The following is a 15,421-nucleotide window of genomic DNA, read 5'->3' as shown; positions in this document are numbered from 1 at the left end:
ATCTAGAGCATATCAACTTTCACCAGATTATCATCCGACACCCGGTCGATCAACTTGTTGTAGGGGTCAATACCCGCTCTAACGGGCTTGCCTTTTACGGTTACCTCAATCACGTGTTCGCCGGGTGTCAGGCTGCGTTTTTGCATCAACAATGGCACTTTGGTGGTCAGGCCATCTTTGTTTTTGCCATCGTCAGTAAGTACGGCGATGTCGGCAATGACCGGACCTTTTCCTTTTGCCAGTTCCTTTCCGGTTTTGTCGTAATACTCAGTGGCAGTTCGGACGTATAGCTTCACGCTGTATTTCCCGTTGCCAATCGACTTCGCTTCAGCTTTGGTGATTCGGTTATCGTACAGCGTGAGTTTCTCGAAATTATCCGTCAGCCAGGGTTTCAGTGAATCAGGTGTGGCAGCTTTCAGGAAGCTATACCATTCCAGCGAGGTTGTAAATGGCGCTTTCTGTCGGAAACGAGCCGCTTTCATGTAGTCGTTCATGGCCTGGTTGACGCGGGCTTCACCAATGTAATCCTGTAAGGCATACATCAGCATCGACCCTTTCTGATACCAGACATAGGACCGTGTATCGTTGTCGAGCATGTTGGCTTCGAACTTATCTTCATTGGCCCGGCCACGCAGGTAGCGATCAAGACTATACTTCAAAAACTTCGGCATGGCATCGGCTCCGTAGCGTTGTTTGAGTACCATTAGCGCTGAGTATTCCGCCATTGTCTCCGAAATCTGATTCGAACCCCGCGTTCGGCTGGGCATAATCTGGTGGCCCCACCACTGGTGTGCCACCTCGTGAGCCGTCACGTAATAGGCATAATCTGTTTTGTTTGGATCGTGGAAATCGCCAACCCAGCCAAACTCCTCCGAATACGGCACCGTTGTGGGGAACGACTGCGCGAAAGCGGCATAACGCGGGAACTCCAGCACCCGCAAGACTGGGTACGGAAACGGCGCATAGTTCTTGGTATAGTAGCTTAGCGACGCTTTCATACTCGCCATAAACCGATCCAGGTTGCGGTCATGACCGGGATGATGATAGACTTCCAACGCTACCGTTTTTCCGTCAGGTCCTGTCCATTTATCGCGTTTCACACCGTACTTAGCCGAACACATACTGAAAAAATAATCGGAGAATCCGGGGAGTTTGTATTGGAAATACTTACGCGGTTTTCCATCAGGGCCATTTGCCGTCCAGGTTTTTACCAGTTCACCGGGCATGATAGCGGTCTGGTCGGGAGTGGTTGAAATGGTTCCCTCGAAGGTTACCCAATCGGCATCATCGGTAAACAGAAAGTCGCGCAGACCCAGTGAATCGTTTTGGGCCGGAGCCGTCCATTCTTTGATCGGCAAGCCATACTTCTTACGGTATTTATCGCTGTCTAATTCCTGACCTGCATCATAGCCAAAGCCGGGGAAAATACCCACGTTGAAAAATGTACCGTTGACCACTACATCCCGGTTGTCGCCCGCATTACTGAAGCCAACGTATTGTCCCGTCACGGTCATATCCATCCGCGCCGAATCGCCAGGATTCAGTCGTTTGGGCAATCGGTAGATATAGTAGCCCAGGTTCTCGTCCTTCAGAATCATCTTCGGCGCTTCGCCACCGATCATGAATTTAGTCAGCTGCCGATGGAAATTATCAGCGGGCATCGTCATATGCAACGAGTCGATGGGCTGGTGGCCTTTATTGACGATCATAAACACACCTGATGCTACAGCCTTGAACTCATCCGGGAACACATCGACATTGAGTTTTGCGCTCGTGATTTTGGGCTGTAGTACATTGACATATTTGTGATATGTCTTCTCAAAGGTTGATCGTAGTTCGCGTTGTTGATCGGCAGACAGGTAGCGGTTTTTCACGCTGACATTGGTGTAAATCCAGGCACCCATACTCACAAACACCACCAAGGCAAGCGCAAACAAAACCATCGACAGTCGGCCCATCCGCTGCCGGGCCAATTGCCAGCGGGCTTTAAAGGCCGTATCGGCACCCCGATTCCAGAACCAAAGAGCCAGTACCAGCAACATGCCACCAAACGCGTACCAATAGATTCGAAACGAGGCCAGGGCAGCCAGATAATGACCGAATCCGTTCATATCGGAAATCTGAACTGTTCCGCCCGAAAAAGGAATGGCCAGTCGGTAGTTGAACTCGGCAAACTGAGGAACTGCCCAAATGACGATGTAAACGGCCAGTGTAACAATGTGCCCTACAAACTTCTGGTTGACCATCGTATGCACAAAAAACGCCAGCATCACCAGTTGGAAATACTGTGTAAAGGCAATGCCATAGATATCGCGGAAGTAGAGCGGAAATTCATAATTGAAATAGCCCTTGACGGTCTGATTCAACACCCCCGATACCATAATCAACGTACTCAGCAATAGACAAACGTAGGTCATCGACAGCAGTTTAGCCCCGTAGTTCATCCAATCGGGAACGGGCAACGCATCAGCAATGGTATCGTAGTGAACGACCTTATCGCGGTGAACCACTTCGCCGGTGTAGAAGATCACGACAATGAGTACGAAGAAGAAAAACGTACCATTACGGGCTTCGAGCATGGCATAAGTCGTTGGCAACGAAGGCGTACCGTAGGTTTCTGACCCGAACCAGCCATCTAAAAACAGGAACAATACCGCGCCCAGCAGAATAGCGATGAAATAGGGATCGCGAACGATACTCCGAAATTCCAGACTGGCTTGCTGAAACATCTGCCGAATATACGTACCGACCTGGAACACAGGTGTGGGCGTTGGTAAACTCGCCAACGATGGAGCCTTCTCAGATTCGGCCTCGTCTTTGGCTTTATTGCCTAACTTAATCGCTAGAAAGCGAGGAAAACTAAACCGAAGCACAGTAAAGGCAAAAACCAGTAACGCTACACCAACCCAGATGAGTCGGTTAATCAGCAAATCACCTTCCAAAGGGGCCAGCAGCGTATTTTGTTCCACCGGCGACCAGTATTTAGTTGCCGTATCGTAGGCGTAGGAGCCAAAGGGGTCGAGCAGATTAACGAGTTGCTTATTTTCCAGATCCTGCGAAAGCGTAGAGCCCAGCAGATAGGCAATAAAGAGTAGAATACTACCAGCATAGGTCGTAAACACCTGTTTCGAAAAGGCGACCAATCCAAAGAAAATACTACCAACCAGAAACATATTCGGTACCACAAACACCAGAAACGGGTAAGCGTAGTCACGAAAACGAATCGGCCCAAATCGCTCGGTATTGTCGGCTAAGTTAAAGATTGGCCCTAGTAACGAACCGATAACGATACCCAGCATCCCAACGGCCATAATACCCAGTAGTACCATAAACGACCCGAAATATCGGCCCAGTAAATAGCCTCGTTCGGTGATGGGAAAGCTGAAATAGTAGTTTTTGGTATTATGCTCAATGTCGCGGTAAACAGGTACACCCATGATAGCTGACGCGACCAACATCCCAAAAATGGTCAGTACAACCACAAACTGGCTAATGGCGTAGGGCGAGTTGATATTCGTTTTCTCCGAGGCTGGGCCACTGCCGTAAATGACGAAGAGAAACGTAAAGAGGAATAAGATAAGGGCGTAGAGATAGGTAGCGGGTCGTTTCAACCGGTAGGCTAACTCAAATTTGAAAATTTCAGTGAACATGGTTTGTGAAGGGTTACTTTGTGTGGTGTCGGGTTCTTAAACCCGACACGAATTGCTGACGCGAGACTGTCGGGTTTAAGAACCCGACACCACAGTACTACTACACCGTCACCACTTCCATTTTCTCGCTAATCTTGGCAAAGTACAAGTCTTCCAGATCGGGCGTTACTGCGTCGAAATCAGCCAGCGGCAAATCACTATACGCATGAATCCGGGTTTTACCACCTTTAAGCTGGGTCGAAATCACGCGATGCGTTTGACGATAGGTAGCAATCTCTGATTTATCGATAAACTTCTGCCAGACCTTGCCGTTCAGGTCTTTCACCAGATCGTTCGGATTACCCGTTGCCACTACTTCGCCTAGGCAAATAATAGCCATATCAGAACAGAGATTCGTAACGTCTTCCACAATGTGCGTAGACAGAATAACGATCGTGTTTTCACCGATTTCGGAAAGTAGATTATGGAATCGGTTACGCTCGGCAGGGTCAAGTCCGGCCGTAGGTTCATCAACAATAATCAATCTTGGGGTGCCAATGAGTGCCTGTGCAATACCAAAGCGCTGTTTCATACCACCCGAATACGTACCAAGGTTCTTCTTTCGAACGTCATAGAGATTCACTTTCTGCAACAATCCCTGCACAATCTCTTTCCGCTCACGCCCATTGGCAATACCCTTAAGCGACGCAATATGATCGAGCATGGCCTCTGCCGTGACACGCGGATACACGCCAAATTCCTGCGGCAAATAGCCCAGTACCCGACGAACCGCATCTTTTTGAGTAAGCACATTCAGGTCTCCCTCAGGCAAGCCTATGAGTTGTGCGCTACCGCTATCCGCTTCCTGAAGAGTAGCAATGGTTCGCATCAGGGAAGACTTGCCCGCGCCATTTGGCCCCAGCAGGCCAAACATGCCCTGCTTGATCGTCAGTGAAACGCCTTTCAACGCCCGAACGCCATTAGAGTAAGTCTTAGACAGTTCTTTTATTTCGAGTTGCATAGGGAAAGGAATGAACTATTTGGTTCAAGAGATGAAAAGACGAATATGATAAAAGTACGCGAATTCCCTAACCAAACTTTCGTAGATGGTTATAATTGCGTCTGAAAGGCATGAAAAACTCCCACCTGGTAACGACTGACAGCTATGGTGAGGACATGGACCGAGGATACCAGGCAGACTCAAAATCACAAAATGATACTTTGTGATTTTAACTGGCTATACCAATGTCTTTGCCCCTGTTTGCCCGCGCAATTTTTCCGTCGGTCGGAAACGTTCGCCATATTGGTCGGCTAATCGGTCGCAGGTGTTAACGAAGGTTTCGATGCCTACGAACTCAACAAATGACAAAGCCCCGCCAGTGTAGGCCGGGAATCCCCAACCCAGAATAGAACCGAGGTCGGCGTCTAATCGGGTACGGACTACGTTTTCCTCAAAACACCGAACGGCTTCAATGGCTTGCCGATACAGTAGGCGCGTTTTCACTTCATCAAGCGTGGGTTGCTGGCTGGCGCGAGGAAACAGGTCTTGTAAGCCCGGCCAAAGTTTCTTACTTCGATTGTCGGCAGCATCCACTGCGGCATACTCATAGAAACCGGCTTTCGATTTCTTGCCCAACCGCCCAAGGTCAACAAATTGTTTGGCAACCTGATAGCTGGTATCGTCTTCACGAATAGCGCCGTCTTTTATACCCTGTCCCGCAATTTTATAGACCAGATCCAGTGCTACTTCGTCCGTTACGGCCAACGGTCCGACAGGCATTCCGGCGTCTTTTCCACCGTTTTCAATCAGAATGGGATTCACGCCGTCTTTCAGCAACTCCATTCCCTCCGATGAATAAGTGCCGAAACAACGAGAGGTATAGAAACCGCGTGAGTCGTTGACAACAATAGGCGTTTTACGAATCTTTCGGGTGAAATCCATCGCGACCGCCAACGCATAATCCGACGTTTGTTTCCCCATGATAATTTCCACGAGCATCATCTTATCGACGGGCGAAAAGAAGTGAATGCCGATAAAATTTTCCGGCTTTGTCGATGCCTGTGCCAGTCCGCTGATGGGTAGGGTAGACGTATTGGAGCCGAAAACAAGGAGGCCATCCGGTGCCAGCATCGGTTCGGCTTCCCGGGTTACCTGCGCTTTTAGGTCGCGGTTTTCGAAAACGGCTTCAATGATGAGGTCGCAGCCCTGCAACTCCTGGACATCGGCAGTGGGTTTGATCAGGTTAAGAATCCCATCTACTTTTTGCGGGTCTACCTTTCCGCGCTCAACCCCTTTCTGGAGCAGTTGTCGGGAATAGTCTTTACCTTTTTCGGCGGCCTCGACCGATACATCTTTTAAAACAACCTCAATACCTGCCTGTGCTGACACGTAAGCAATGCCCGCACCCATCAATCCTGCGCCCAGAATGCCGATTCTCTTCACATCGGTTTTAGCGATTCCGCGTCCGGATTGGTCTTTGGGCCGACTGGCTCCTTTGTTGGCTTCGTTCATGCCCAGAAACATAGTCTGGATCAGATTTTTGGCCACTTTGGAGGTTGCTACTTTCGCGAAATGTCGGGCTTCAATAACTAGACCCCGATCAATATTAACCTGCAAGCCTTCGTACACGCAAGCCATAATTTCGAGCGGAGCGGGGTAATTACCTTTGGTTTTATCCATGAGCATAGCCGTTCCAGCCCCGAATGTTTGTGCCCCTACTACGCTCTGTATGTTGCCGCCCGGTACCTTGAAATTATCTTTCCCAACAATCTTGCCGGTTTTTCGATCTATTTCATCCCAGGGCTTGAGTGGCTTTGGCCGGGCGGACGTTCCGTTGGCGTCAATCCAGGCACGCGCTTTGTCCATCATTTCGGCTGGGCTATCGGCGATGTCGTCAATCATACCCAGGTTTTTCGCTTCCTGAACGCCCACTTTTTTGCCTTCCAGAATCAGGGGTAAGGCCGCCTGTATGCCAATCATACGAGGCAGCCGTTGCGTGCCACCCGCGCCCGGCAGCAAGCCAATCGTTACTTCGACCAGACCCAGTACGGTTTTCGGATTGTTCAGGGCGACCCGATAATGGCAGGCTAAACAGATTTCGTATCCACCCCCAAGCGCCGTACCGTTAATGGCGGCTACGGTTGGCTTTCCCGATGTTTCGATGCTTCGAAATACCCGGTTCAACTCCGATGAAACCTTCAACATCTCGGCTGGGCCTTTATCGTTATTGCGCAGAATCATTTTCAGATCGGCTCCGGCAACAAACTCCGGTTTTGCTGAGGTGATGATCAATCCTTTAACCGACTCATCGGCAAAGGCGCGTTGCAAAGCCGCTTCAAATTGAGGAATGGATTCGTCGTTAAGAACATTCATGGGAGAGGAGGTCATCTCCCACGAAATGATGGCTATGTTTTGGTCTACGGTGTAGTTTATCATTGCTTTATGCATGGACAATGAATAATGTAAAATGTATAATGGTGCAAGCAATGACACTACACCAGAACCATTATCAATTATTCATTTTACATTATTCATTAATTCACCCGTTCAAAAATCGTTGCAATGCCCATGCCGCCCCCGATGCAGAGCGTTGAGAGGCCGAATTGTTTGCCCGAGCGTTCGAGTTCGTCGATGAGGGTGGCCGAAATGATAGCGCCCGTTGCACCCAGCGGATGGCCGAGGGCAATAGCTCCTCCATTAACATTCAGTTTGCTATGATCTACGCCAAACTCATCCATAAAAAGCATGGGTATGGCTGCGAACGCTTCGTTAACTTCGAATAGATCAATATCGCTGATGCTCATGCCTGCCCGTTTGAGCACTTTGCGGGTTGCCGGAATGGGGCCTGTAAGCATAATTGTCGGTTCAGAACCCACAATAGCGAAGGCTTTAATACGAGCTCGGGGCTTCAAACCAGTTTTTTCTCCGAACTCCCTGCTACCAACCAATATACCAGCGGCACCATCAACAATCTGCGAAGAGTTACCCGCATGGTGAACATGGTTGATTTTATCGAACTCGGCATATTTAAGTAGGGCAAGTGCATCGAGACCCATCTGTCCCATCGCTTCAAAAGCGGGTTTGAGTTTACTCAGGCTCTCCGCCGTTGTGCCGGGTCGAACGCCTTCATCGTGGTTAAGCAGGGTTACACCAATTTCATCTTTGAGCGGTACGAGCGTTCTGGCGAACCGATTGTTGGCTTGTGCTTCAACGGCCCGGCGGTACGATTCGGCGGCAAAACTATCGACATCGTTCCGGGAGTAGCCGTATTTAGTCGCGATCAAATCGGCCGAAATACCTTGCGGTACAATGTTATGGCGGGCCACAATCTGCGGATTCATAAACAACGCGCCCCCGTCCGAGCCCATCGGTACGCGCGACATTGACTCGACACCACCTGCCACAATCGCATCGACCTGCCCCGACATCACATAAGCGGCTGCCATATTGATAGCCTCCAGCCCCGACGAGCAGAAACGGTTCAGTTGCACCCCCGCCACCGACTCATCGTAGCCCGCTTCAAGAGCGGCTGTGCGAGCAATGTCGGCACCCTGTTCACCAATGGGCGTTACGCAACCCATAATTACGTCATCGACGAGCGATGTATCGAGCTGGTTACGATCGCGGAGTTCGCGCAGAACGCTGGTGAGGAGTTGAATGGGCTGCACATCATGCAGCGAACCGTCACTTTTGCCTCGTCCGCGAGGTGTTCTGACGGCATCATAAATGAAGGCTTCGGCCATAATTTTGCTGAAAAATTAGTATGCAAGCATACGGTATTCTGTCAAACAAAAGTACGGGCAAAAGTGGAATGGGACAATAGGGGTGGTGCGCAAAATGCCGGGTACTAAATGCGCTAACATGCAGAAACAACAGCGCCCTCTCAATCTTATCAGTAAGATCGAGCGGGCGCTGTTAGGATAAAAAAAGTTCGTTGAGACCGCGATTACTTGTCTAATACGACTGTCTCGCCAACCAGGTAAGCTCCCGATTCAGTCACCAGATTATACACTGACTTCACCGCCCGAACGGCTTTCTCTATTCGAACAACTTTATAGGCAGAAACTGTAGTTGAAGAAGCATCGTAACGATACAGAACCTCACCTGCGTTTACGTCGCCCAGCGCCTTACGGCCCGTGGCGGTCAGAACAGGGTGATTCGCCGTTGCTTCGAGCAGCGTTGGGGCTGTCATGGCGCTACGATTGTCAGCCGTAAGTTCGTTTACGGGCGTTAGCCAAACACCAGCTAACGCGAAGTCACCTGCGTGGGTGTCTACACGGGTAACGTGCGTTGGAATAAGGGTTTTCGTTGTTGCATTATAACCTAGTACAACGTCGCCTATAGCTACCGTGCTGATGGTCTTCGAGGAACCGTCGGCCATGGTTACGGAAGCATCAGCCGCAAAACAGAAATTGTATTCTTCTTTTTTCTTGCCACTACCTTCCTCGGTTTTGGCACCACCACCCGACATCAGGCTCGCCATCTCGCGCGACAGTACAAACGTGAGGGTCGACATCAGACCGGGTTCTTTTTCCCCGACATATTTGAGGTCATCAATATAAGCGTCCCAGGCTTTACGGTCGGCAGATGCACCGGGAATGACAAAAGGCTTTACCTCATTGGTTTTGGTGTTCTGATAAATTGCCAGCAGACCAAGTTCTTTGGTGTCTTCGGCCGTGAACACTTTATAGAGGTAAATTTTACGGGTAATGCCATCGCTGTAGGTGAACACATAAGCGGGCCGTTCCTCGTAGCGATCCAGAATAAACCCACCCGATTTGAAGTAGGTGTCTTTGTCGAGGTTCGCAATTTTAATGGCCTTCACGGCTTTCAGTTGCTCAACCGTCATGCTGGCTGAGGCTGATTGAGCCCAAACGCGCTGACTGAGTAACTGGGTCGTAATGGCGCAAACGAGGAAAATTAGGAGAGAAAGCAGGTTGTTTTTCATGGTATTTATAATTTCACTTCTTCGTGTATTCGCCCACTCGGGCGTGGAGTGCTTCAACCGTTCGGCGGGCAGACGTGAATGCTCCGGCCATCCAGGCGGTCAGGTACGTTGTGTGTTCACCGGCAAAATAAATGTTACCATCGGGTTCCAGCAGGGAAGGATAATATTTCTTGCGTGTATTGTCGTCGTACACGGCCCAACCTCCTCCGCTGTAGGGTAAACGGTGCCAGGCTAGCGAAAACGAATTGTCGAACTCGGCCGGGTATTGCGGGTGAATTTTACTTCCCTGGGCTAACGCAACTTTTTCGCGTTCAGCAACCGGCATGGCTCCCACCGCTTCGGCCCGGCTATAGAAATTATAGTAGCCGATGAGAACACCTTTTTTGCCCTGTAAGCCAAAGGAGGGGTACCAAATCTGGTTGATGTCCATATTGGTGCGCGAAATGCCGCCGTAAATACCATCGTCTTCTTCCCAGAACCGCCGTTTGAATTGTAAGCCAATTTTTCCGGTCTTCATGTAGGGCACAAAGTCAGCGGCTCGTTTTACCGTTCCCGAAAGGTCGGATTCGAGGTTTTTGAGCATGGGTAATGGGAGCGTACATACGCAGAATTCGCCCGTTAGCTCAACGGGCTTGCCGTCTTTCTTATACACAACCCGAACGCCATTTTCGGTTTTGCGGAGTTCACTAACGGGCGCATTGAAGATAATTTTGCCCACTAGTTTTTTCTCCAACGCTTTCGGAATGGCATCCATGCCGCCAACGGGTTGCAAGAGCGTAGACTGCTGTTCGTAGGCATAATCGCCCACGTTGTAGAAAACCGGTTGCATAAAGCCCGACCGTAGCAAATCGGTAAGGCCGTAGGGGTCTGTTAGCGTGCCTGGGGTGTGGCCTGCTCCCGGATCGCTTTTGGCTTTATACCCCCGGCGATTGGTACCTTTATAAAGGTGAGCCGTGTTCAGATCGCCTTCGTTTTTCAGAAAGTCGATCAGTTTCTCGACATCTTCTTTGGTTAACTGCTGATCCAGCGACGATTGATCGAGCGCCTTGGCGAGCAACTCGGAGGTGTAGCCGCGCATGTCGTGATGGTAATCACTGATACGCATTCGTCGGTTCGCAAAGTCGCCGGTTCCACCATCGTTATACAGGTAAGCGGATTCGTTTGCCCCGTTAAAAATCTGAAGAGGTACGCCCAATTCCCGGCAGTAGTGCAGCGTAATCTGGTGGTGGTGCGGAATCCGGGCGGCTCCCCCGTTGAAATACAGGCCGTCTTCAAACGAGCAGGTCTGTGCCGTACCCCCATTTAATTCGGTTTCCTTGGTGCCACCCCGAACGGTCCAGACACGCCCACCTGAGCGAGACCGGGCTTCAATAACCGTACAATCGTAGCCCAATTTGCCGAGTTCGTAAGCGGTGGTCATACCAGCCAGACCAGCTCCTAACACAATAACTTTTCGCCCTTTGCCATCTGCTTTCAGCCCATTGGCAGGTAAATCAATTGCCGATGCTGGCGCGGGCTGAAGCATTCCCCACGCCAGCATACTGGCATAACTGGCACTCGTTGAATTGATGAAGTCGCGTCTTGTCATAGAAAAAGAAGGGAGGAGAGGGAATAAAGGGAGGAGGGGGAGGAAGGAGAAGGGAGAAAAGCTATAGTTACTTTCATTCCTCTCCTCCTTCCTCCCTCTATTCCCCTTCCTCCCTCTCTTTCCGTTTACCCTACTACTTTTTTAAATCCATCCATGAAGATGGCCATTTCGTCCATGGTGCCAACGCTAACGCGGCAGTAGGGCTGGCCGTTGAAGTCGCGGGTCTGGATACCGATTCCCTGCCCGAACATTTGCCCCTCAAAGGCTTTGGTTTTCATCCGGATTGGGAACAGGATGAAGTTTGTGGACGAGGGAATCACTTCATAGCCCAGATCGGCCAGTGCTTTTGAGGTATAGGCGCGGGCTTTTGCGTTTTCGGCGCGGCAATGATTCTGCCACTCGATGTCTTTGTAGCTGGCGATACCGGCCATAAGCGTAGTAATGCTTACCGCAAAATCACCGTTGGTATAGGATTTTAGTGTTTTCAGCATGTCGGGCTGTGCGATGGCATAGCCCAGACGCAAGCCGGCAAAACCGTGAATTTTCGAAAAGGTACGCGCCAGAATCACGTTCATGCCCTCGGCCACCAGTTTGCCCAGTTTAGGGCGGTCGGCAGGTTCGTAAAAGTCGATATAGGCTTCGTCGATGAATACGGGTACTTTGGGCGACACCTCGCGAATAAACGCTTCCAGCTCTGGCGTTGGAATGATGGTGCCGGTTGGGTTATTCGGGTTGACGATATAGACCATCTTCACATCGGGCGTAATGTTCGCCTTGATTGCGTTGAGGTCAAATTTGTACTCTTTCGTCATCGGCAGCGCCTTGATTTTTGCGCCGAACTTCTCGGCCCGCTGGAGCAGGTCGTCATACGTCATGGTGCTGGTCAGGATCGTACCACCGCTTTTCGCAAAGTGATCAGCAGCGGCCATCAGGATATCCGACGAGCCGGGCGACATCATAATATTGGCCGGTTTCACACCATCGTCGGTAGCAATAAGCGTTTTCAATTGCCCGAATTCCATCCAGGCGTAACGGTTGCCTAGTTCAGTGGCTTTTATAAGGGCATCTTTTGCATTCTGTGAAATGCCAAGCGGGTTCTCATTCGCGAACAACCGTGCCCGAAGCTTAGGCATCTTGTCGAATGGGTCATCAGCGAAGGCGAACTCATTGGTAAACCCAGAAACCAATGGGGCATTAGGAACGCTGGCTTCGGCAGGGGTAAATCTACTCAAACCAAAACCGGCTGTGATAAGGCCGCTGGCGCGTAGCCAGTCCCGGCGAGATAGTTGTGATGACATGTGTTTTTTGTATTAATACTGGATTAAATAAGAGTAAAGACAAATATAAGTCCTTAGTAGATAGGGTTTTGTGAAAGTACGAATTAATGCCCACAAAAAAGCGCCTTCAAGTTGAAATTGTATGCAAATAATTTTGACTATTATATAGTAATCAAAATTTATATGAGTAAAAGATGAGAATTGCCAAATAAAAAATGCTGATTATTTTCTGAGCCGAGTTTGATCAGCTATTTAGTGAACGGTGGGGCAGGTTTACACGAAAAAGGCCACTGAGTACTCAGTGGCCTTTTTCGTGTAAATCGGAGTTTGTACTACTGCCTTGTGTAAATAAGTTGAAGGTTATACTTAACCAATTCTAATTTTTTCGTAGTTGGATTGGTTAGCGAATCGCTGGCAGCGATAACCACACCAAGAAGCTGATTTGGTGTTTTAGTGGCATCCAGTGTATACGTATCCGTGTTTCCCTGCGTATCTTTCAAGGTCAGCGTAGTACTGGTAGACTCCCAGTTGCCAGTATAATCAATCACTTGACCACTAGTGCGAACCGTCCCCGAAAATGATTTATCGGTTTTGGTGGTAAAACTATCCTGATAATCAAAAGCTGATGGATCATTGTCCGCATTAGGATATAAAGTGGTGAAAGGGGCTACAAATCCACTGGTGCGGATCCGATCTAGTTTCCACGTACCCACAACTGGGTCGGGTGCAGGATCACTACTTTTTGAGCAGGAATTTAGTACGACAGATGCCGTCAAGAGGCTGAGAAATAATAGAAGCTGTTTCATAACCAGGTGAACTTTAGCCGATTGGGGATATTAAAGGATTATTAAAGCGTAAACTACAGAAAAAACGAATAGAACAATACCAATAGTACGCTGAAATCTGATTTTTCGATGCACTATCAGTGTATAAAACCATTGTTTATCTAGATGGTGGTGTACTAATTAAGGTGTGTTAGAGTGTTTTAGGCTTCAAATATTTGTCGAACCACTGCAAATACCGATCAACCCGATCTTTCTGATAACTAGGTACGGTAATGCCGTGAAACTGGCCGGGGTAAATGATTAACTGAGTTGGGATGCCCAATGAGCGCAGGGCCTGGAACATCTGCTCGCTGCCTGCCACAGGTACATTAAAATCTTTCTCACTGGCCATAAACATCGTTGGTGTTTTGATGCGGTCCGCTTTCAGGAATGGATAGGATAGTTTCAACCATTTATCTGTGTTTTTCCAGGGCGTCCCTAACTCATTTTCGTACTGATTGGCGTACTGGTCGATGCCGTACATGGATAATTGCAAGGAGCTTCCGGCTCCACTGGCTGCGGCCTTAAAGCGCGTATCGGTGGCAATAGTGTAGTTGGTCAGAATGCCGCCATAACTCCAGCCACCAATACCCAGTCGGTCGGGGTCGGCGATGCCTTTCTCTACCACGTAGTCGGCGGCTCCTAGAATGTCCAGCACTTCTTTGTTACCCCAATCGGCGTAGATCGCTTTGGTGTAGTCGAGGCCCCGGCCATTGCTGCCCCGGTAATTGACAGCTACAACCGCATAGCCTCCAGCCGCCAGCAGTTGCCGGGTCAGATCAAAGGAGAACTCATCCTGCGACACCGGCCCACCGTGAATGTAGAAAATGGTCGGCATCTTTTTGCCTGCCTGACCGTTGACGGGCCGATACAATACGTTCGACACCTGTGCGCCATCTTTACTCTTCGACGTAAATCCTTCCACAGTGGCCAGTTCAAGGGGGGCCAGAAAATCGTCCTGTACGTGTGTAAGTCGGCGGGGTGTCCCGTTTTCAATGGCATACAGTTCGCCGGGGGTTTGGGGCTCGCTTAATAAAGCTACCCAGTTGTCGGCCGGGGCTGCTTCCAGATTACTGAAGGCCCGGTTACCTCCCGTTAATTTGGCGAATTTCCCTTCAGGATAGGTATACTGGCCAACATAGGACTGCCGGTCGTCCTGCACCAGCACACCAATGGTTCGTCCGTCTTTAGTCCAGGTTGGATTCCGAACAGGGCGATCCAGCGTTTTCGAGAGTAGCATGGGTTCTCCACCCTCCAGGTCCAGTACCGCCAGCACCGGTTGGTCATACATCAGAAAATTACTCGACGCGGTCGAGCGTAAATAGGCAATGTGCTTGCCATCTGGACTCCAGGCTGGGTTATTGTCGGCCCCGGTCCAGGTGGTCAACTGCTTCATAGTGGCACCTTTGCGGGCGTCGATCACATAAATATTGGTGTTCTGGTTTTTGTCGGGATCTTCCGTCCGGTTACTCACAAACGCCAGTTGCGACCCATCGGGCGACCAAACGGGTGACGTTTCATCATAAAGACCGGTGGTTAGCGTATCGAGTTTTTTCGTCGCTACGTCATAGAGGTACAAGTGAACGGAGCCTTTTTCCAGGTAGCCTTTTACATCGGCCTTAAACTGATACCGATCAAGGACATAGGGTTTCCGAACCTTGGTTTTGGCCGAATCGGCGTAGTCAGGATCGCGTAGCGCCATTGCGATCTTCTTCCCATCCGGCGACCAGACGTAATCTTCCAGATCGGTTTTCAGATCGGTGAGTTTTTTAGCTTCACCACCCCGGCGATCCATCAACCAGATCTGGCCTTTAGTAGCGCCTTGCCGGGCCGATACAAACGAAATATATTTTCCATCCGGGCTGAACCGCGCTCTGGATTCGCCATCGGGGCTGTTGGTAAGCTGAACCGACTCTTTGCCATCCCAGCTCACCATCCAGAGATCGGCATTGCGTTTATCTTTCGTTGTATCGACGGTTGATAGGCCATAGGTAATCCACTTGCCATCGGGCGAAATCTGCGGATCGCTGACGGTTTGGAGTCGATAAATGTCTTTGGGCGTCATCGGCCGCTTTTTAACTGGCGTCTGCGCCAGACTGGCGAGGGTTGAGATAGTAAGGAGGATGAAGAGGATTGAGCGGTTCATAATGATGAA

Annotated in this window: 9 protein-coding genes; all 9 read right to left on the bottom strand. The window is 49.9% G+C overall.

Annotated elements, in window-relative coordinates; translation table 11 throughout:
* Nucleotides 1-2: 2 nt before the first annotated feature.
* Nucleotides 3-3,650, bottom strand: coding sequence for a M1 family aminopeptidase (locus EXU85_RS32210; protein ID WP_142776012.1), 3,648 nt, complete (start codon nucleotides 3,648-3,650; stop codon nucleotides 3-5).
* A gap of 100 nt (nucleotides 3,651-3,750) precedes the next feature.
* Entirely contained in the window at nucleotides 3,751-4,650 is a 900-nt protein-coding gene (locus EXU85_RS32205) for an ABC transporter ATP-binding protein (protein ID WP_142776011.1), read from the bottom strand.
* Nucleotides 4,651-4,866: 216 nt separating this feature from the next.
* Nucleotides 4,867-7,065: a 3-hydroxyacyl-CoA dehydrogenase NAD-binding domain-containing protein gene (locus EXU85_RS32200; protein ID WP_142776911.1), complete on the bottom strand. Its 2,199-nt coding sequence runs from the start codon at nucleotides 7,063-7,065 to the stop codon at nucleotides 4,867-4,869.
* A 98-nt stretch (nucleotides 7,066-7,163) separates the two neighbouring features.
* Nucleotides 7,164-8,372 (bottom strand): acetyl-CoA C-acetyltransferase, encoded by a 1,209-nt coding sequence (locus EXU85_RS32195; protein ID WP_142776010.1) that lies wholly within the window; start codon nucleotides 8,370-8,372, stop codon nucleotides 7,164-7,166.
* A 203-nt stretch (nucleotides 8,373-8,575) separates the two neighbouring features.
* Entirely contained in the window at nucleotides 8,576-9,577 is a 1,002-nt protein-coding gene (locus EXU85_RS32190) for a Hint domain-containing protein (RefSeq protein ID WP_142776009.1), read from the bottom strand.
* A gap of 13 nt (nucleotides 9,578-9,590) precedes the next feature.
* Entirely contained in the window at nucleotides 9,591-11,165 is a 1,575-nt protein-coding gene (locus tag EXU85_RS32185; RefSeq protein WP_142776008.1) for a flavin monoamine oxidase family protein, read from the bottom strand.
* Between the two features lie 125 nt (nucleotides 11,166-11,290).
* Nucleotides 11,291-12,463 carry a histidinol-phosphate transaminase gene (locus EXU85_RS32180; RefSeq protein ID WP_142776007.1) on the bottom strand — a complete coding sequence of 391 codons (1,173 nt, stop codon included), beginning with the start codon at nucleotides 12,461-12,463 and terminating at the stop codon, nucleotides 11,291-11,293.
* Nucleotides 12,464-12,774: 311 nt separating this feature from the next.
* Nucleotides 12,775-13,248 carry a hypothetical protein gene (locus tag EXU85_RS32175; RefSeq protein WP_142776006.1) on the bottom strand — a complete coding sequence of 158 codons (474 nt, stop codon included), beginning with the start codon at nucleotides 13,246-13,248 and terminating at the stop codon, nucleotides 12,775-12,777.
* A 169-nt stretch (nucleotides 13,249-13,417) separates the two neighbouring features.
* Nucleotides 13,418-15,412, bottom strand: a complete 1,995-nt coding sequence (locus tag EXU85_RS32170) for a S9 family peptidase (RefSeq protein ID WP_142776005.1) — start codon at nucleotides 15,410-15,412, stop codon at nucleotides 13,418-13,420.
* Between the last annotated feature and the right edge of the window lie 9 nt (nucleotides 15,413-15,421).

The sequence above is a fragment of the Spirosoma sp. KCTC 42546 genome, assembly GCF_006965485.1.
In the GTDB taxonomy this organism is placed as follows: Bacteria; Bacteroidota; Bacteroidia; order Cytophagales; family Spirosomataceae; genus Spirosoma.
This window is presented reverse-complemented; position numbering and strand designations above follow the sequence as displayed.